This window comes from Duganella guangzhouensis (assembly GCF_009674535.1).
Lineage (GTDB): Bacteria > Pseudomonadota > Gammaproteobacteria > Burkholderiales > Burkholderiaceae_D > Rugamonas > Rugamonas guangzhouensis.
In genome coordinates this window covers 292352-311965 of the sequence record NZ_WKJK01000003.1, presented here as the reverse complement: position 1 = coordinate 311965, position 19614 = coordinate 292352, and the positions used below count along the sequence as shown (strand labels likewise).

Here is a 19614-nt window from a genome sequence, read left to right as displayed (position 1 = left end):
TACAAGTCTCCTGATAATTAAAATGTGCGACGCAGCGACAGCGCGACGTAATCGCGGTCTGCCAGTGGATTGCCGCTGCTATAGACGGCGCTGCCGCCAGCGAGCAAAGGCTGGTAATTGACGAACGGCTCGGCGTGGCCCAGATATTTGTTGTAGCTGACACTGAACTGCCACACGCCCTGATAAGTGCCATCCACGCCAAGCGTGGCGGTGCCGGTATGCTTGGCGCCCCAGCTCAAGCCCGTGACGGTGGAGTTACCCGACACCACATAGCGCACACCAACCGGCACATTGATGTCCAACGCCGGCAGAATCTGACGATAGGTCGGCGTATAGATCACCTGCAGCGCGGTTGCATCGCGCGTGCGCAGCCCGTCCAGCGTATGCGCGGGATCGTCGATCGACAGCGCGCGATTCCACGCCAGTTCACCGATCAGCGCCGATTCGCGCGCCAGGAAGTTGGGCGACAAGGTGCTGAGCCACGACACGTTGACGTGCGCGGTGCGGCCGCGCGCATACGTCGGTTCGGGCTGCACATTCGCATACACGATGTTCTGACTGGTGAGCGGCATGTTGTGCCGCACCGACGCTTCCATCGACAGATTGGTATCCCCGATCGAACGGGTGGCGCTGAAGCCGACCGTGGTCACCGCATCCGGGAACACGTAATACCAGCTACCCGGCGCGCTGCTGGTGACATTCAACTGCGAATAGAACACGCCGGACTTGTCGTGATAGCGCGCCGCATAAAAGCCCAGGTCCGTCTCTTCCAGCCGCCACTTCAGCTGCGCACCAAACTGGCCGCGATCCGATGGCTTGCGCTCCGCGCCCGGCAGCAGCGTATAGGTGCTGACGATCTCCGGCAGCGTCGAACCGCCCCAGATATTATTGGCGTTGCTGAAGTAGCTGCCGGCCGGCGCCATGCGGTCGGCCTCATAGTGGAACTGGTAATACGCCCCCACCATCACATCCTGATTCAGCTGCAGCTGGCCAGACAACTGCGGCACCGGACGGATGATTTCCTTGAACTGTGCGTTGGGCGAGGACTGCAGCTTCCACACATCCATCGGCCCCTGCGCGCGGGCGATGCCGTTATCACCGAAGAACAGCGTCTCGCCATACACCAGCGCGTGCTGGCCCAGACGCGCGGTCAGCTTGCTGCTTTCGCCCAGCTGCCAGCCGCCGAATACAAACGCATCCAGCAGTTCAGCCTTGCGGCCGGCCAGCTTGCGGGTGGAGCTGGGCATGCTGTTGTAGGGCGACTGGCCGTTGTGGGTATCGGTGGCGTCGGTGCTGCCGTCGTACGCCTGGTCGTACCACGCCGCGCCGCTGATGCGCAGACCGTAGCCCTTGCGGTACACCGCATCGAACTCGCTCAGCAGGTCAACGCGCTTGGACACGAAGCCCTTGTTGCGGAAGTTATCGTCGCCGGCGTTGAAGTTCAGCGCCTGCGGCACCGCCGATGCTGCCACACCCGGCACCAGCAGGCGCGTGCTGTTTACCAGCGCGGCATCGGCATCGTGAACGCGGTACAGCGTCGTCGCCTTGATGGTGTTATCAAAGCGCAGACTCCAATCTGGATTGGTGGTTTCGATTTCGCCCGCCTGGCTACCGGCGGCCGAGAGAACGGCTGCCGCGATCGCGGTCAGCCGAAAGGTACAAATACGCATGTGGTGTCTCCATCTTTTATGATTCGTGGAGTTCGCAGTTTGCGCATAACCGTTATATGTGTAAAATTGATTCCATGCATGTGTCGTATCGATACGGTGAATGCAATCATAAAAAAATGACAGGAGACGGCGTGCGGTTCAATAAACTGGATTTGAACCTGCTCGTAGCGCTGGACGCGCTATTCACCCTGCGCAGCGTCAGCCGCGCGGCAGAGCAGCTACATATGAGTCAATCGGCATTAAGCAGTTCGCTGGCCCGGTTGCGCGAATACTTTGACGATGAATTACTGGTGCAGGTGGGCCGGCAGATGGAGCTGACGCCACGCGCGGAAGCTTTGCAGGAAGCGGTGCGCGATGTGCTGGTGCGGGTCAACGCCACCATCGTGGTGATGCCGCACTTCGATCCCACCAAATCGGACCGCGAGTTTCGCATCTACGTCTCCGACTTCACGCTGGCGGTGCTGATGCCGCATGTGCTGGCGTTGGCGCAGGAGCAGGGCAGCACGGTGCGCTTCCACCTGCTGCCGCAGACGCGCCAGCCGCAACGAACGCTGGAGCAAGGCGATGGCGACCTGCTGGTCATCCCCGGGAATTTCTGCTCGCCCGATCACCCCACCGAAGAGCTGTTCGACGAAGAGTTCTGCTGCGTGGTGTGGAATGGCAGCCGTCATGCGCGCGAAGGTCTGGACATGACGCAGTACGCCGAAACCGGCCACGTGGTGATGCAGCCGCCCGGCATGGAGCGTTCATATGAATTCACGCAGACCCAGGAAACCGGCATGCTGCGCCGGCTGGAGGTGACCTCGTTCAGCTTCCTCGCCGCGCCGTATCTGGTGGTGGGCACGGAGCGTATCGCCACCATGCACAAGCGGCTGGCGCGCGTGGTGGCGCCTGGCCTGCCGATCACCATCCTGCCGTTGCCAGGGCCGATGAAGAGCATGAATCAGGTCATGCAATGGCATAAATTCCGCACCCAGGACCCGGGGCTGGTGTGGCTGCGCGGCCTGCTGCAGCAAGCGGTGTTGCGGATGGACGCGCAGTATTCGTCCGCTGGATAGGTCGGATCGATAGAAACGATTGTACGGGGAGTCGCATCCTGCATAGGATGCCGGAGTCTATGACTTTGAAAGGACTTCCCCATGTCGCGCCGTTTTGTCGACCTCTCCATTTTCCTCGAAAATGACGTTCTGTCGGACCCGCCCATCCTGGCGCCGAAGATCGAATACCAGACCCACAGCGATACGCTGGGTGAATTCATGCATCTGCTGCCGGGCACCAAGGCCGGCGACTATCCGGACGGCGAAGCCGCCGCCGCAGAATGGGTGCGTCTGACCACGCACAGCGGCACTCACCTCGACGCTCCCTATCACTTCCACTCGACCATGAACCGCAAACTGGGCGAGCCGGAACGTTCGATCACGATTGATGAAGTGCCGCTCGAATGGTGCTTCCAGCCTGGCGTGAAGCTGGACTTCCGCCACTTCCCGGACGGTTACGTGGTCACCGCGCAGGACGTGGAAGCGGAACTGGCGCGCATCGGCCACACCCTGAAGCCGTTGGAGATTGTGGTGATCAACACCCGCGCCGGCTCGCGCTACGGCCAACCGGACTACGTCAACTGCGGCTGCGGCATGGGCTACGAAGCCACCATGTATCTGCTGGAGCGCGGCATCCGTGTCACCGGTACGGATGCCTGGAGCTGGGATGCGCCGTTCAGCTACACCGCCAAACGCATCGCGGAAACCGGTGACGTTAGCCTGATCTGGGAAGGCCACAAGGCCGGCCGCGATATCGGCTACTGTCACCTGGAGAAGATGCATAACCTGGAAGCGCTGCCCGGCGATGGCTTCATGATTTCCTGCTTCCCCCACAAGATCCGCGCCGCCTCCGCCGGCTGGACCCGCGCCGTTGCTATCTTTGACTGACGTATCCATGGCGTCGATACGTCGCATGGATATATTCAATTTTCCGTTGCGTGCGCCGGCCCTTATAGTTGGCCTATACGACCACTCACAAGAAGGAAAGCAGCATGTTTAAATACTTCCCGACTAACTATGTCTGGAACCTCTCGGTCGATTTGGCCATCGAGATGGGCGCGCGCATGGGCGAGATTGAGGAGATGTGTGCGCCGCTGCAGGATGCGGCCAAACAGCCCGACGCCGCCGGCACCAAAGCCTTCCGCGAAACCTGGGCGCGCATGGCCGACAAGCTGTGCTCCCTGGCGGAAGAGGATGAACAGCGCGGCCGCCTGATCTCGGCCGGCGACAAATACGGCCGCGCCGCCACCTACTACCTGACGGCGGAACGCCTGCAGGCGCATGGCGCACCGGGTCGCATGGAACTGTATAAACGATTTGTCGAAGTGTTCAATCGCGGCATCAAGCTGGCGGGTGAAAACTGCGAACGCGTCGAAATCCCTTACGGCGATGCTCACATCTCCGGTCTGCTGGTGCGCGCCGAAGGCGTGACCGGTCCGGTGCCGATACTGGTGCAGGTGAACGGTCTGGATTCCACCAAGGAGATGAAGTACCGCGTCGGCTTGCCACGCTGGCTGGGGCAGCGCGGCATCTCGTCCCTGATCATCGACCAGCCAGGCACCGGCGAGGCATTGCGCCTGCACGGTCTGACCGCGGTCTACGATTCCGAACGCTGGGCCAGCAAAGTGGTGGACTGGCTGGAGACCCGCGCCGACGTCGACGCCAAGCGCATCGGCCTGGAAGGCGTGTCGCTGGGCGGTTACTACTGCCCGCGCGCGGTTGCCTTCGAACCGCGCTTCGCCTGCGGCGTGGTGTGGGGCGCCAATCACGACTGGCGTGACGTGCAGAAGAAGCGTCTGGCGAAAGAGGGCAGCTTCCCGGTGCCGCACTACTGGGAGCACGTGCGCTGGGTCTGGGGCGCCAAGGACATGGACGAATTCATGACCATCGCCGAGAAGGTTCATCTGGATGGTGTGCTGGATCGCATCAAGGTGCCGTTCCTGGTCACGCACGGCGAAAAGGATTCGCAGATTCCGCTGCACTGGGCGCAGCGCACCTACGACCAACTGGTCAACAGCCCGAAACGCGAACTGAAGATATTCACCGAACGCGAAGGCGGCGTACAGCACTCCAGCTTTGATAACTCGGCCAATGCCGGCGCCTACATCGCCGACTGGATCGCGGAAACCCTGGGCGGCCGTACCGCTCTCTGACAAGGACCAAACATGAATATTATCGGACCAGACGCACTGGTATTCGGCGTCGACGACGTCGCCGCTTGCAGCCAATACCTGATCGACTACGGCCTGAAGTCGGTCGACGCCGACGCCAACGGCGGCCGTTTCGAAGCACTGGATGGCACTTCGATCGTCATCCGCCATCAGGATGACGTCTCGCTGCCAGCACCGTTGCCGACCAAGTCGATGCTGCGCAAGACCGTCTACGGTGTGGCCGATAGCGGCACACTGGCCGCCATCGCGGATGAACTGGGCAAGGATCGTGAAGTGCGCCGCCTAGCGGACGGCTCGCTGGAAACCGTGGATGATTCGGGCTTCGTGCTGGGCTTCCAGGTGACGGTGCGGCGTGAACTGACGCTGGCCGCCGAAACCATCAACGCGCCAGGCGCACCGGCGCAGCGTGGCGCCAACGTGGTGGCGGTGGACGAAAACGCCGCCATCGTGCCGCGCACGCTGTCGCATGTGGTGTATTTCGTGCCGGACGAAGCGAAGGCGACCAAGTTCTATACCGACCGCCTGGGCTTCCGTTGCACCGATCGACTGGCAGGTGCCGGCCCGTTCCTGCAACCGGCGGGTACGCTGGATCACCACACGCTATTCCTGATTCAAACCCCGCCGTTCATGCAGGGCGTGGAGCACTTCACCTTCCACCTAGGCGGTCCGACGGAATTGATGCAGGCCGGTACGCGCTTCGTCAACAAAGGCTACCAGTCGTTCTGGGGACCGGGCCGCCACAAGTTTGGTTCGAACTGGTTCTGGTACTTCAACAGCCCGCTGGGCTGCCACGTGGAGTACGATGCCGACATGGATCTGCACGACGCCAGCTGGAACGCACGCACGGTGCCGATGAGTGCCGACGCGTCGCAGCTGTTCCTGTTCCAGTCGCGTGAAAAGTGGGCGCCGGGCGGACCGCCACCAGGTGTGGGCGCCGGCAAACCATAACAGAACAAGTATTCGGAGACACTCATGACACAAGCAAAAAAAGTACTGATCGTCGGCGGCGGCTTTTCCGGCATGTCCGCCGCCATCGAGCTGCGCAAGCGCGGCATTGAAGTCGACCTGGTCGAGATCGACCCGGGCTGGCGCTCCTACGGCGCCGGTATCAGTCTGGGTGGCGCCACGCTGCGCGCCTTCAAGAAGCTGGGCATCCTGGACGAATTCCTGAAGCGCGGCTTCGGCAGCGACGGCGTCGATCTGTGCACGCCGAACGGCCATCGCATCGCTCAACTGCCAACGCCTCGCATCACCGGCCCGGACGTGCCGGGCGGCGGCGCCATCATGCGTCCGGTGCTGGCGGCGATTCTGGCCGAAGCCACCCGCGCATCGGGCACCAATGTGCGCTTGGGCTGCACTTTCAAGAGCATCACCCAGGACGCGAACGGCGTGGATGTGGTGTTCGATGATGGCAGCACTGGCCGTTACGATCTGGTGATCGGCTCCGATGGCCTTTATTCGAAAATGCGCGAGACAGTGTTCCCCGACGCGCCGAAGCCAAAGTACACCGGCCAGGGCGTGTGGCGCGCGGTGCTGCCGCGACCACCGGAAGCGGAACGTGCGGCGATGTGGCTGGGACCGAAAATCAAGGTTGGCCTGAATCCGGTGTCCGCCACCGAAATGTATATCTATGTGACCGAAGATCGCGCCGACAACGCCTTCATTTCGCCGGACGAGTTCCTGGAACGCTTGCGCGCGCTGCTGGCGCCATTCGAAGCGCCAACGGTGCAGTGGATGCGTGACCAACTGGGCGTGCATTCGCAGATCATCTACCGTCCGCTGGAAGGCTTGCTGCTGCCACGTCCATGGAGCAAGGGCCGCATTGTGCTGATCGGCGATACCGTGCACGCCACCACGCCGCACATGGCGTCCGGCGCCTGCATCGGAATCGAGGATGCGATTGTGCTGGCGGAAGAACTGGAGCAGCACGCCGACACCGATGCCGCGCTAGCCGCCTTTGAGGATCGCCGCTGGGAACGCTGCCGCATGGTGGTGGAGAACTCTGGCCGTCTGGGCGAAATCGAGATCACCGGTGGCGACAAGGCGGAACATGGCCGCATCATGCGCGAAACGCTGGAAGCGCTGAATCAGCCAATCTGAAAGGATGCAATGAAATCTGTACGACGCATTGTTACCGGCCACGATAGTGACGGCAAGGCGGTCATCATCGAGGCAGGCCCGCTACCGACCGTGGTGCCGATCGAGAAAATACCGGGCACGGTGTTCCATGAAATCTGGTCCACCGACGCCACGCCGGCCCGCGTCGGCAATACGCCAGATCCGACGCTGGCGCCGCTGATGCTGCCGCCGCCAAAGCTGGGTACGCGCATCCGCATCGTTGATATTCCGCCGGACAGCGAGGAGTTCCTCAGGCACGGCGCGGACAATATGAAGGATGCGTTCAGCCAGATCGGCGATGCCGCCGCGTCGACGGTGAAGCAGAATTCACCGCATCCGCTGATGCACCGCACTGAGTCGATCGATTACGGCATTGTGCTGGACGGCGAGATGACGCTGGTGCTGGACGATAGCGAGCAATTGCTGCACGTGGGCGATATTGTGATCCAGCGTGGCACCAATCATGCCTGGGCCAATCGCTCTGGGCGCATGTGCCGGATGCTGTTCGTGCTGGTGGATGGTGAGTACGAGCCGGAGCTGCGCGCCGCGCTGGCGGCACGATGAGCAGCGGTTTGTTTAGCCTGAGCGGCAAGGTGGCGCTGGTCACCGGCGCCGCTCAGGGCTTGGGTTGGGCGATCGCTTCCGAATTGGGCGCGCATGGCGCGGCAGTGGTGCTGGCGGATCGCGATGCCGAGACAGCTGCCGCGCGCGCCGCCACACTGCGGCAAGACGGCGTCGACGCTATCGCGATTCCTTGCGATGTTGGCGACGCGGCGGACGTGGCAAGGTTGGCGCGGGAAGCGTTGGCCTGGCATGGTCAGGTGGATGTCTTGGTCTGCAATGCCGGTATCCAGGGGCCGGCCGGGCCGTTGGAGGCGGCATCGGATGAGGATTGGCAGCGCGTTTTCGACATCAATCTGCGTGGCGCGGCACGGCTAACCGGTTTGCTGGCGCCGGAGATGGCGCGGCGCGGTGACGGGCGGATTGTGCTGATGTCCAGCATCGCCGGCCTGCGCGGCAACCGTGCGATTGGTTTATACGGTTTATCGAAAGCCGCGCTGGCGCAGCTGGCGCGCAATCTGGCGGTCGAGTGGGGGCCATCCGGCATCTGCGTCAATGCCATTTCGCCGGGCCTGATTCGCACGCCGCTGGCGCAGGATCTGCTGGCCAATGACGCTTTCATGCAGCGCCGGCTGGCGATGACGCCGCTGCGCCGCGTGGGCGAGCCTTCCGAAATCGCTGGCGTGGCGGTCATGCTGGCCAGCCGCGCGGGCGGTTTCATCACCGGACAAAACATCGTCGTCGACGGCGGTACGCTGATTTCCGACGGCAGTTAGGAGAAACACATTAAGTTCGCAACCCTGAAATCCAGCTCGCCGGATGGCCGGCTGGTGGTGGTGTCGCGCGATGGTGCGCGTGCCGTGTACGCGAGCGGTATCGCTGCGACCATGATTGATGCGGTGGAGCGCTGGGAGCAGGTGTCGCCGGCGTTGAAGGTGCTGTACGAGCAGCTGAACGAGGGCACTGCCGAGGGCAGTTTCGCTTTCAATCCGCGTGATTGCGCGGCGCCGCTGCCACGCACTTATCAGTGGTGCGATGCGTCGGCGTTCCTGAATCACGGCCGCTTGATGGAGAAGGCTTTCAATACCGATCCGATTCCGGACTTTGAGACGATTCCGGTGATGTACCAGGGCGCGTCAGACGATTTCCTTGGCCCGCACGATGATGTGCCGCTGCCGGACGAATCGCTGGGCATCGACTTTGAGGGCGAGTTTGGCGTCATCGTCGGCCGTGTGCCGATGGGCGTCAGCCCGCATGCGGCTCAGGAGCAGGTGCGCTTGCTGGTGCAGATCAACGACTGGAGCTTGCGCAAGCTGGGGCCGCGCGAGATGGCGACCGGGTTTGGCTTCTTCCAGTGCAAACCGTCGACCAGTTTTGCGCCGCTGGCCATTACGCCGGATGAAATCGGCCCGGCGTGGTCGGAGGGGCGGGTGAAGCTGAATCTGCACGTGGAGTGGAATGGCGAGTGGTTCGGTCATCCGAATGGCGCGCAGATGAATTACAGCTTCGGTGAGCTGATTGCGCATGCGGCACGGACGCGCAAGCTGTCGGCTGGCACGGTGATTGGTTCGGGCACGGTGTCGAACACTGAGCGTGCTGTGGGCTCGGCCTGCATCGCTGAGCGCCGGGTGATCGAGATCATTGACCAGGGCGAGGCCAGGACGGGCTTTATGCGTTTTGGCGATACGGTGCGCATGGTGGCGCAGGACGCGCAGGGGAATACGCCGTTTGGCGTGGTTGACCAGCGCGTGGTTCAGTCGTCGGTGTAAGGAGCGAGCATGCATGTAGTCGTAACAGGCGCCGGTGGCTTCGTCGGCGCGGCGCTGGTCAGGCGTTTGCTGGAGGAAGGCATTCCCGGCGCAGCACCGCTCACGCGCCTGTCGCTGATCGATCGTCACTTCGCCGCGCCACCAGCGTGCGCCGCCGCAGCCGTCGCGCAGGAGGTTGCCCGCGCGGCGAGGCCGCTGGTGCGCTTGCTGACTGGCGACTTCGGGGCCGCTGGCGTATTGGACGAGGTGTTTTCCCCTCCGGTCGACGTGTTGTTCCACCTGGCCAGCGTGCCGGGCGGGCAGGCCGAGCGTGAATTCGCGCTGGGCTACGATGTCAATCTGCTGGCGCCTCTCAAGCTGTTTGAACGCGCCGCTGCGCAGGCCAACGTCCCGCGCGTGGTTTACGCCAGCAGCATTGCCGTCTATGGCAGCGTGCTGCCCGATCCGATCGATGACGGCACGCCGGCGCGGCCGGGCATGAGCTACGGCGCGCACAAGCTGGTGGGCGAAATCGTGTTGGCAGACCTGAGCCGGCGCAAGCTGGTGGATGGCGTGTCGCTGCGCCTGCCCGGCATCGTCGCCCGTCCAGGTCTGTCGGCCGGTCACGGCTCCGCATTCATGAGCGCCATCATGCGCGCCGTGGAGACGGGCAGTGACTATGTATGTCCGGTATCGCCCGAAGCCGGTTGCTGGTGGATGTCACTGCAAAGCTGCGTCGACAACCTGCTGCACGCCGCCGGACCGCTGGACACCTCGGCACTGGCGGCGGAGCGCGCGGTGACGCTGCCGGTCTTGCAGCACACAATAGGCGAGATCAAGGCCGCGCTGGCCCGCCGCTTTGGCAGCGACGCGGTGGCCCGCATCAGCCATGCGGCCGATGCCACCATCGAAGCCACCTTCGGCCGCATGCCCCGTCTGGATGACAGCAATGCACGCCGTTTCGGCTTTGCGCACGACGGCACGATCGACCGTCTGATCGAACGTGCCTGCATGACCTAAAGATCCAGCACCAGCCGCGCACTCAATGCGCGGCTGCAGCATGGCGTGCACTGATCGTTGGCGCGCTTTTCGGCATCGGTAAAATAGCTGTCGCGATGATCCGGAACGCCATCCAGCACACGCGTGACGCAGGTGCCGCATACGCCTTGCTCGCACGAGACCTCGATCTCCACGCCCTGCGTCGCCAACGCCTGCACGATGGACTGATGCGCGGCCACCGGCACCACCTTGCCACTGCTGGCCAACAGCACCTCAAAGCTGCTATCGCCGCTGGTGTCGACGGCGGCACCGGCGAAATACTCCTGATGCACCCGATCCGGCGCCCAGCCTAGCGAACGCGCCGTGCCGGTCACGTAATCAATAAACCCCGCCGGGCCACAGACATACAAATGCGTGTCGGCATCCGGCTCGCTTAGCAGGGCCGGCAAGTCCATCTTGTCGCCGCCATCGTCCAGATATAGCTTGCCAAATCCGGCGGCTGCACCCGCGAATGCGGCGCGACTGGCCGAGCGCGCGCAATAGTGCAGCGCGAAGACACTGCCATCGCGCGCCAACTGGCTGGCCATGCTCAAAATCGGCGTGATGCCGATACCGCCAGCGAAAAGCAAGGTGCGGCGCGCCGCCTGCAACGGGAAATGATTACGCGGTGCGCTGATGCGCAGCGTATCGCCCACCTGCAAGCGGTCATGCATGGCACGGGAGCCACCGCGTGAAGCCGGCTCGCGCAGCACCGCGATCTGATAGCGACGCGTTTCGCCTGGCGCATTGCAGAGCGAGTACTGGCGCACCAGGCCAGGGCCGATGTGCACGTCGATATGCGCACCGGCGCTGAATGGCGGCAGCGCGCCGCCATCAGCCGCCACCAGCTCGAAGCCTGCGATGTCGACGGCCAGCATGGTCTTGCTGGCGATACGTACGTTAATCAGCTCCATGGCGTTCACGCGGCTGTGCGGACTGCGATGATGCGGCGCGCCCGATTGGCACCAGCGTCGACGTGGATATCCACCTGCGGCGCACCGGCAAACTGCCGCATATTGCGATACTGTTCTTCGATGATGACGCGGTCCTCCTCGAAGGTTTGCGCGGTCTGTTGGTAGACCAGATCGATATTGTCCGGCTGCTCCGGATGTGCGCTGGCCGACATGGTCCAGAAATAGTGCGAGCTGGTTTCGGTTTCCGGCGTCACGCCGTGGAAGCCGCGCATGTGAAAGCCGCCGCGCTCCGGATTTTCCAACGACTCGGCGCCCACATCGACCGCACCGGTAAAGATCTGCAAATGATTGAGGTGGAAGTCGATTTCCTGCCAGCGGTCCACCAGCCCCTTGAACGGCCAGGCCGCAGTGTAGGTGGCGGGCGGTGTCGAAGCTTTCATCCAGCGCACCACGCGCACCGAGTTTTCGTCGGACGATACCGTGGTCGGCGCCTCCATGTGCACCTTGGCGTTGCCGCCGATGGTCTTGCCGTGCACATAGCCGACGTGGCTCAAGTCCAGCAGATTATCGTGGATCAGCTGATACGGCGCGCGGTAATGCACCACACCGGTTTTGTGCTGGTAGCGCGGGTTGCTGTGAGCAGGAATCGCCGGCGGCTCACAGTGCGGCTGGGTGCCGCTGGCGTCACCAAACCAGACCCAGATTACCTCATCGCGGATCACGGCGGGATAAGCCGCCACGCGCGCCTTGCCGGGAATTTTCACCTGACCGGGAATCTCGATGCAGGCACCGCTGCCGTCATACAGCAAGCCGTGATAGCCGCAGCGGATGCCGCCGCCATCCAGTATGCCGCAGGACAGTGGCACACTGCGGTGGCAGCAGCGGTCTTCCAGCACCGCGACGCCGTCGTCGCCGCTACGGAATATGACGACCGGGCGGCCGAGCAGGGTGCGAGCGAGCGGTTTGTCGGTCAGTTCATGAGCGAAGCCGCCTACATACCATTGATTGAGTGGGAACATGGTTTATCTCCTTGGTTATTTTCCGAAGGATGATTGCGCACATGGCTGTATTTGAAAATAGAATTTACTGCATAATGTTTATTTGAATTCGTAATTCAGGAGGTGCGCATGAGCGGTTTCGATCTCAACCTGCTGCCGGTGGCGCTGGCGATTTACGAGGAAGGCAGCGTTAGCGGCGCCGCGCGCAAGCTGGGCATGAGTCAACCTTCGGTGAGCGTGGCGTTGAACAAGCTGCGCACCTCGCTGGGGGATCCGCTGTTTGTACGCACCACGCAGGGCATGGAACCGACGCCGCGCGCGGTCACGCTGGTCGGACCAACGCGCGACATCCTGCAACGGGTGCAAACTGAGGTGCTGGCCAACGAGCAGTTCACGCCCGCCACCACGGAGCGCAAGTTCACGCTGGCGCTGTCGGACATCGGTGAAATGACTTTTTTGCCACGCCTGCTGGAACTGCTGCGCGCCGAGGCGCCTGGCGCTTCACTCAGCTCCGTCTCGATGCCGCCGGCGGAACTGGCGCTGGCGCTGGAGCATGGCGAAGTGGATCTGGCGATCGGGTATTTCCCCGATCTGAAGAACCGTAACATCTTCCAGCAGCGATTGTTCTCGCATTCCTTCATCTGCCTGCTGAGCGCATCGCATCCGCACAAATCGCCGCGCATGACCTTGCAGCAGTTTCTGAAGATGGGGCACGCGGTGATCCGCGCCGAGGGACGCAGCCAGGAATTGTTTGAGCAGTTCCTGACCCGCAAACGCATCCAGCGCCGGGTGGTGCTGGAGACGCCGCACTTCATGTCGATTCCCTTCCTGATCGCCGGCAGCGATCTGGTGGCGACGGTGCCGCGTGCGGTGGGTGAAAGCTTTGCGCAGTTTGCCGACATCAAACTGGTGGAGCCGCCGCTGGACATTCCCAGCTTCGATCTGAAACAGCACTGGCACCGCAAATACGCCAAGGATGGCGCCAACGTCTGGTTGCGCGGCGTGATGGCGACGCTGTTCGGCAGTTAGCGTCGTGCCGCCGCCACCTGCGCCATGCGGGCCATGGCGATCTTGGCGCTCATGCTGTCCTGATTCCAGTACTGACGGATCACATCCCACAGCGCCAGCGTGGTAGTGTAGGGCAGACCCATGCCGTGGGCGACACTGGGCAACAGCGTGCCGCGCTTGGCGCTGGCGGCGAAGTCTCGGCTGGACTGGCGCGCGCATTCGTCAAATCCATCCAGCTTGACGTCCTGCCGCACCGGGATCGAACCCTTGGCCAGATTGAAGGCGCGCTGGAAGTCCTTGCCCATCACTGCGCGCGCCAGATCCTGTTGCGCCGGCTGGCTGGAAGGGGCGACCTTGAACAGCGCCAGCGAATCGATGTCGAAGGTGAATGCGCCGGAGGTGCCCGGCGCGGCGGTGCACAGGATGTCGACGCCGGGCAGCTTGCCGGCGGCGTAAATCTCGCTCTTGGCCCAGTCGCCCATCAACTGCATGCCTGCCTCGCCCTTTGCCAGGGCGGCGGTAGCGGCCACCCAGTCGCGGTATTTACCCTGCGGCCCGGTGTAAGCCTTGATGCGCTTGAAGGTCTGCAGGATTTGCTCCATCTGCGCGCTGTTGAGCGCCGCCGGATCGAGCTGCATGAAGGCGCGCTTGTAGAAGTCGACGCCGGCGATGCCGATGATGACCGTCTCAAACGTGCCCAGGTCCAGCCAGGACTGGCCGGAGTAGGCCAGCGGCGCAATGCCGGCCTTGCGCATAGCGTCGGCCACGGCAAAGAATTCGTCCCAACTGGTGGGCATGCGCGCATTGGCTTTCTTCAGCGCGGCGGCATTCACCCACAGCCAGTTGACGCGATGGACATTGAGCGGCGCCGCTACGTAATGGCCATCGAATTTCATGGTGTTGCTGATGATGGGCGGCAGCAGCGCGTCCCAGCGCTCGGCCTGAGCGACGGTGTCGATGTTGGCCAGCTTGCCAGCGCGGCCCCATTCCTGGATTGACGCGCCCTTGATCTGCGCGGCGGTCGGGGGATTGCCGGAGTTGACGCGAGAACTGAGTAGAGTCAGCGCCAGTCCGCCGCCGCCGTCGGCCACCGCGAAGTCGCGCCATGTATGGCCTTTGCTGCGCATTGATGCTTTCAGGTTGGCCAGCGCGCCGGCTTCGGCACCGGTGGTCCAGAAATGCAGTACCTCGACTTCGCCGGCGTGGCAGGACAACGCGAGCAGGGCGGCGCAGACGCCGCTGAGCAGCCGCTTCATGGCGCCGCTCCCGGCGTCGCATCGATCGGCAAGGTAACGATGACACGCAGACCGTGCGGCTTTACCGGCTCCAGCGTTACTGTGCCCTGATGGCGTTCGACGATCTCCTTGACGATGGACAGTCCCAGGCCGCAACCACTACCGCTGTAGGTGGCGCGGACGAAGCGCTCGAACACGCGCTCGCGGTCTTCGGACGGGATGCCGGGGCCATTGTCTTCGACGATCAGCAGCGCGGACTGGTCCTGTTGGCGTACCCGCACCGTGACCTCCGCGCCGGGCTGGGCGTACTGAATGGCGTTGTCGATCAAATTGGCCAGCGCTTCGCGTAGCAGCATGGCGTTGGCGTTCACCGGCACGACGGCATAGGTGGCATCGGTGGCATCCTCGTCGAAGCCCAGATCCTGGCCGGCACGCAGCGCGCGCGGCACCAGTTGAACTACCGACTCGCGGGCGAAGGCACGCAGGTCGAAGTGGCCGCGTCGCATCTGTGCGGCGGCATCCGGCTCGGTGCGCGCCAGCGTTAGCAATTGCGCGACCAGGTGTGCGCTGCGATCGGCGCTCTGGTGGACCAGCTCCAGGCGTTTGCGCTGCTCATCGTCGGTGGCCGCTTCCAACGCCAGCTTGGTCTGGCTTTGCAGGCCCGCCAATGGTGTACGCAGCTGATGCGCGGCATCGCCGATAAAGCGCTTCTGCGCGCCGATCTGGCGCTGCACGGCGGCCAGCAGGTGATTCAGCGCACTGGCCAGCGAGCGCAGTTCCACCGGCGCCAGTTCCAGCTTGATCGGCGTGAGATCGTCCGGCGCACGGCTTTCGACTTCGCGCCGCAAGCGCGCCAGTGGCGCCAGGCCGGCGCGAATGCCGTAGCCGACGATCAGCGTCATCGACAGCACCAGCAGCGACAACGGCAGCAACGTATCGCCCAGGATGGCGCGCGCCAGCTCTTCGCGGTCCGCGCTGCTGCGCGCCACCTGCACCAGCATGGTTTGTTTGGGGGAGGCGATGTCACCAAACGGCACGTACAACGCGACGATGCGCATCTCCTTGGCGGGACCGGCCACTCCTTCGGCCGGCGTCACCATGCCTTCGTAAAAATACGGCGTGTCGAGACTACGCTGGGCATCGGCGGGCGGCGCTGGCAGCGTGTTATTCCCGAGGATGAAACTGCCCGGCGGCGTGCTGACGGTGTACATCAAGCGGTCCTTGGGATCGGCTTCGAGGATGTCTTGCGCGGCGCGCGGGAAGTCGATCAGCAAGCCCTGATCGATCGGCTTCAATTGTCGCAGCAGCGCGCGCGATGCCTGTACCAGGCTGGCGTCGATGGCGCGGTTGGTGTATTTGGCGGCCAGCCGATAGGTGGCCAGCCCTCCCGCCAGCCATAACACCAGCTGCGGCAAAATCAGCCACAGCATCAGTTTGCGCGAGAGGGAGACCATGCGCACCTAGGCGGCCTTGCCGGATTCTTCGAGCAGGTAGCCCAGCCCGCGCACAGTGCGGATGTCGAGCCCCGAACCTTCAAGCCGGCGGCGCAGGCGATGGATGTACACCTCGATCGCATTGCCGGCGCCGATGCCGCCGCCATCGTTGGCCCACGCTTGCGTGATCTGCTCTTTGGTGACCACGTTATCGCGCTGGATCAGCAGCAGTTCCAGCAGCTGAAATTCGCGTGGGCTCAGTTCCAGCGGCTGGCCGTTGACGGCGGCGCGGCGATTGCGGGCATCGAAGATCAGATTGGCGCAGCTCAGTTCCGCGCTGGAGGTGGCGGCTTTGGCGCGGCGCAGCAGTGCGCGCAGGCGCGCTTCCAGTTCAGGGAAGTCGAAAGGCTTGGTGATGTAGTCGTCGGCGCCCGCGTTCAGGCCGGCCACGCGGCTGTCCAGGCCATCCTGCGCGGTCAGCACCACCACCGGCATCAGCGCATCCGCCGCGCGCAGTTCACGCAGCACCGACAAGCCATCGAGCATCGGCAGGCCGAGATCGAGGATGGCCAGGTCGAAGCGTTGACGTTGCAGCAGGAACTGCGCCACCGGTCCGTTGGGCGCGTGCTCCACCGTGTAGCCAAGCTTGTTCAGTTGGGCTTTGAGGGCGTCGGCCAGGATGGTGTCGTCTTCGGCGAGGAGTATTTGCATGGTCAAAGTTTAACAATATATGAACGAGGAAACCACAAAGATCGCTCACGAAATTGATTGTATGCACAAACAAGCTTGCAAAGATTTACGTTGAATTAATGCGGTGCTATAGTTTATTAACACTTGTTAATGTTAATAACGCAAGCAAAGGAGGAGCCAGCACACCACGCCGCAGCAGCACCAGGGCCGTAGATGCCCGCCATACCAACAATAAACTGACGAGACAAAGATCATGTTGCATACGACACCATACAAGCAGAAAGCCATTGTGGCGGCCATCAGCGCCATCCTTGCCGGCACCTCGGCCATCGCCGGCGCGCAGACCACGGCGCCCCAGGACACGCCTACCGACGCGGCCACCGAAGCCAAGCCAATCGCCGTCGATAACGTCGTTACTGTCACCGGCACCAGCATTCGCGGCATCGCGCCGGTGGGTGCGGGCCTGACCAAGATGACGATGGCGGACATCGCCGCCACCGGCGCCACCACCGGCACCGAAATGCTGCGCGCACTGCCGCAACTGAATAACTTCAACACCACTGGTAACAACACTGGCAGCAACCAGGCCAACTTCGTCGATCAGCCGGCGGTGCACGGCATCGGCGTGGGTAATGGCGGCGGCGGTTTGACGCTGCTGCTGCTGGATGGTCACCGTTTGCCGGGCGCCGGCATCAATCAGACCGCGCCCGATGCGGGTGGCATTCCGCTGTCTGCGCTGCAGCGGGTGGAAGTGATGGCCGATGGCGGCTCGTCGATCTATGGTTCGGACGCGATTGCCGGCGTGGTCAACTTCGTCACCCGTCGTAATTTCAATGGCGCGGAGACCGGCTTTAACACCGGCAGCGGTAGCGGCTATCGCAGCACCAACTTCAGCCAGGTGTTCGGCAAGACCTGGGAAGATGGCGGCTGGCTGCTGTCCTACGAGCATACGCACAACACCGCGCTGGCCGGCACCGAGCGTTCGTACATCGTCAACGATCAGCGTCCGTATGGTGGATCGGACAGCCGTTCGACCTTGTGCAGCCCGGCCAACATCACCATGGGCGGCGTGGCCTACACCTTGAACGCCAGCGGCGCCATCACGCCGGGCACCAGCAAGTGCGAGGCCAATCGTGCCAGCGATCTGTATCCAGCGCAGACGCGCGATTCGGTGTTTTCATCGCTGCGTCAGAACGTGAGTGACCGCGTTGAGTTGTACGGCAGTGTGCTGGCGTCGCAGCGCGATGTGAAGACCCATGTCGCAGGCGACGGCGTCACCAGTGGTTCGACCACGGTCAGCGTGCCGTCTTCCAGCCCGTACTACCGCGCCATCAACGGTTCCACCGATACGCAGTCGGTGACTTACAACCCGGCCGGCGACTTCGGTTCAACCTTCACCAACAACATCCGCACTCAGACCCTGTCCCTGGTGGCCGGCGCGAATGTTGAACTGTCCGGCGGCTGGAACGCCAAAGTGGAATTCAACTATGGCCTGGAACGCGACGATGTGCGTAACCACGGCATCGATCAGGCACTGGCTACCACCAGCGCTGCCAACGGTACTTTCAATCCGTACGGCGTGGGCGCGGCTACCGACGCGGCGCTGCTGGCCCGCATTGGCAACTACGAAACCCGCTACTTCGCGCGTCAGACGTTGAAGGAAGGCCAGGCCAAGCTGGATGGCTCGATCTTCAAGATCCCCGGCGGCGATGTCAAGCTCGCGGTGGGCGTGGACGTGCGCCAGGAAGGCTTCGACGGCCTGGTGGTAACCGGCCAGCGCGACGCCGGTACGCCTTACAGTGCAGGCGGCACGCGCACCAGCAAGTCGGCGTTCGGAGAACTGTTCTTGCCGCTGGTGGGCAAGGCCAATCGCGTTTCCGGCGTGGAGAAGCTGGACCTGTCGCTGGCTGCGCGCTACGATAATTACAGTGACGTTGGCAACACCACCAATCCAAAAGCCGGTGTGACATGGACCGTGGTGGAGGGCGCGCAGATCCGCGCCAGCGCCGGCCGCTCCTTCCACGCACCGAGCCTGGCCGATGCCGGCACCGCTATCGACACCCGCGCGATCCGCTTCCCGTGCATCTCCGGCGCTTACGTCGGCTGCTCCAGCGCTGGCTCCAGCGATTACACGGTGGTGCTGGCCGGTGGTAACAGCAACCTGAAACCGGAGACGGCGCAGACCTACAACGTCGGCTTCGATCTGAGCCCGTCGCTGCTGAAGGGCTTCAAGTTGAGCATGTCCTACTTCGCCATCAACTACAACGACGTCATCACCTTCCCGACCTTTGGTCCGGTGGTGAATCCGCTGGCGGCCTATGACAAGTATCGCATCGTGCGCTCAGCCGGCATGACCGACGCCGAATGGCTGGCGGTGATTCAACCGCTGCTGGCCGGCATGCGCCACGATGGCCTGGTGTATCCGGACGTCGGCGGCCTGCCAACCGCCGTGTATGACCTGCGTCGTCAGAACTTTGCCGACGAGCGTATTCGCGGCATCGACTTCGATATCGGCTACGGCTTCCGCACGGAGCTGGGCAAGTGGAACCTGAACCTGGCCGGCACCCGCATGCTGAAGTTCGACCAGATCGTGCCCGGCGTGGCCGACAAGATCGAACTGCTGGGTACCAACTACGCCATCAAGACCAAGGCGCGCGGGCAACTGGGCTGGAGCAGCGGCGCGGTGGCGGCCAGCCTGTTCCTGAACTATACCGGCGGTTATCGCAACTCGGTCAGCACCGGCGTGCAGCAGGTATCGTCGTTCACCACGGTTGATACCAACTGGGCGTGGACGCTGCCGAACACCGATGGCTGGCTGAAAGGCACGCGCCTGACCTTCAACATCAGCAATATCTTCAACCGTGACACGCCGGTGTACTACACCAGCGGCACCAATGGCATTGTCGGCTTCGACGCCTCTTCGGCATCGGCGCTGGGCCGGGTGGTTTCGGTGGGCCTGAACAAGGACTGGTAATCAGGCGTTGATGAAGATG

17 protein-coding genes are annotated in these 19614 nt (G+C 63.1%); 11 read left to right on the top strand and 6 right to left on the bottom strand.

The window, feature by feature from the left end; genetic code table 11:
* Nucleotides 1-17: 17 nt before the first annotated feature.
* Nucleotides 18-1670, bottom strand: a complete 1653-nt coding sequence (locus GJ699_RS07295) for a DUF1302 domain-containing protein (RefSeq protein ID WP_154374598.1) — start codon at nucleotides 1668-1670, stop codon at nucleotides 18-20.
* Nucleotides 1671-1801: 131 nt separating this feature from the next.
* Here GJ699_RS07295 and GJ699_RS07290 point away from each other — a divergent pair, with 131 nt between their 5' ends.
* The 9 genes from GJ699_RS07290 to GJ699_RS07250 all read left to right on the top strand — a co-directional run bounded on the left by GJ699_RS07290 (nucleotide 1802) and on the right by GJ699_RS07250 (nucleotide 10325).
* A complete protein-coding gene (locus GJ699_RS07290; protein ID WP_371867481.1) occupies nucleotides 1802-2728 on the top strand; it encodes a LysR family transcriptional regulator in 927 nt (308 codons plus the stop codon).
* Nucleotides 2729-2809: 81 nt separating this feature from the next.
* The gene (locus GJ699_RS07285) at nucleotides 2810-3595 is read left to right on the top strand and encodes a cyclase family protein (RefSeq protein WP_154374594.1); all 786 of its coding nucleotides are present in this window, start codon (nucleotides 2810-2812) and stop codon (nucleotides 3593-3595) included.
* A gap of 104 nt (nucleotides 3596-3699) precedes the next feature.
* On the top strand, nucleotides 3700-4860 hold the full coding sequence (locus tag GJ699_RS07280) for an alpha/beta hydrolase family protein (RefSeq protein WP_154374592.1): 1161 nt from the start codon (nucleotides 3700-3702) through the stop codon (nucleotides 4858-4860).
* 12 nt (nucleotides 4861-4872) lie between these two features.
* Complete coding sequence (locus GJ699_RS07275) at nucleotides 4873-5826, top strand: VOC family protein (RefSeq protein WP_154374590.1); 954 nt, start codon at nucleotides 4873-4875, stop codon at nucleotides 5824-5826.
* A gap of 24 nt (nucleotides 5827-5850) precedes the next feature.
* Nucleotides 5851-6978 carry an FAD-dependent oxidoreductase gene (locus GJ699_RS07270; protein ID WP_154374588.1) on the top strand — a complete coding sequence of 376 codons (1128 nt, stop codon included), beginning with the start codon at nucleotides 5851-5853 and terminating at the stop codon, nucleotides 6976-6978.
* 9 nt (nucleotides 6979-6987) lie between these two features.
* Complete coding sequence (locus tag GJ699_RS07265; RefSeq protein ID WP_154374586.1) at nucleotides 6988-7560, top strand: cupin domain-containing protein; 573 nt, start codon at nucleotides 6988-6990, stop codon at nucleotides 7558-7560.
* The gene (locus tag GJ699_RS07260; RefSeq protein WP_154374584.1) at nucleotides 7557-8333 is read left to right on the top strand and encodes an SDR family NAD(P)-dependent oxidoreductase; all 777 of its coding nucleotides are present in this window, start codon (nucleotides 7557-7559) and stop codon (nucleotides 8331-8333) included. Before GJ699_RS07265 ends, GJ699_RS07260 begins: the two co-directional genes overlap by 4 nt.
* Before the next feature lie 9 nt (nucleotides 8334-8342).
* Nucleotides 8343-9326, top strand: a complete 984-nt coding sequence (locus GJ699_RS07255; protein ID WP_371867500.1) for a fumarylacetoacetate hydrolase family protein — start codon at nucleotides 8343-8345, stop codon at nucleotides 9324-9326.
* A 9-nt stretch (nucleotides 9327-9335) separates the two neighbouring features.
* Complete coding sequence (locus tag GJ699_RS07250; RefSeq protein WP_154374580.1) at nucleotides 9336-10325, top strand: NAD-dependent epimerase/dehydratase family protein; 990 nt, start codon at nucleotides 9336-9338, stop codon at nucleotides 10323-10325.
* Here the strand turns inward: GJ699_RS07250 and GJ699_RS07245 are convergent.
* Together GJ699_RS07245 and GJ699_RS07240 are read right to left on the bottom strand one after the other, a co-directional pair.
* The gene (locus tag GJ699_RS07245; protein WP_154375095.1) at nucleotides 10322-11257 is read right to left on the bottom strand and encodes a PDR/VanB family oxidoreductase; all 936 of its coding nucleotides are present in this window, start codon (nucleotides 11255-11257) and stop codon (nucleotides 10322-10324) included. The genes GJ699_RS07250 and GJ699_RS07245 overlap by 4 nt on opposite strands.
* A gap of 5 nt (nucleotides 11258-11262) precedes the next feature.
* Nucleotides 11263-12276, bottom strand: a complete 1014-nt coding sequence (locus GJ699_RS07240) for a Rieske 2Fe-2S domain-containing protein (RefSeq protein WP_154374578.1) — start codon at nucleotides 12274-12276, stop codon at nucleotides 11263-11265.
* A 108-nt stretch (nucleotides 12277-12384) separates the two neighbouring features.
* Here GJ699_RS07240 and GJ699_RS07235 point away from each other — a divergent pair, with 108 nt between their 5' ends.
* Entirely contained in the window at nucleotides 12385-13284 is a 900-nt protein-coding gene (locus GJ699_RS07235; RefSeq protein ID WP_154374576.1) for a LysR family transcriptional regulator, read from the top strand.
* On the opposite strand, the gene GJ699_RS07230 is transcribed toward GJ699_RS07235, so the two are convergent.
* From GJ699_RS07230 to GJ699_RS07220, 3 genes are read right to left on the bottom strand one after another with little or no spacing between them, the layout of a single operon-like run.
* Nucleotides 13281-14519: an ABC transporter substrate-binding protein gene (locus tag GJ699_RS07230; protein WP_154374574.1), complete on the bottom strand. Its 1239-nt coding sequence runs from the start codon at nucleotides 14517-14519 to the stop codon at nucleotides 13281-13283. The two genes, GJ699_RS07235 and GJ699_RS07230, sit on opposite strands and share 4 nt — an antisense overlap.
* Nucleotides 14516-15952 (bottom strand): sensor histidine kinase, encoded by a 1437-nt coding sequence (locus GJ699_RS07225; protein WP_154374572.1) that lies wholly within the window; start codon nucleotides 15950-15952, stop codon nucleotides 14516-14518. The genes GJ699_RS07230 and GJ699_RS07225 overlap by 4 nt, the downstream gene beginning before the upstream one ends.
* A gap of 6 nt (nucleotides 15953-15958) precedes the next feature.
* Nucleotides 15959-16642, bottom strand: a complete 684-nt coding sequence (locus tag GJ699_RS07220; protein ID WP_154374570.1) for a response regulator transcription factor — start codon at nucleotides 16640-16642, stop codon at nucleotides 15959-15961.
* 232 nt (nucleotides 16643-16874) lie between these two features.
* On the opposite strand from GJ699_RS07220, the gene GJ699_RS07215 reads away from it, so the two are divergent.
* A complete protein-coding gene (locus tag GJ699_RS07215) occupies nucleotides 16875-19595 on the top strand; it encodes a TonB-dependent receptor domain-containing protein (protein ID WP_154374568.1) in 2721 nt (906 codons plus the stop codon).
* The last annotated feature ends 19 nt before the right edge of the window (nucleotides 19596-19614 follow it).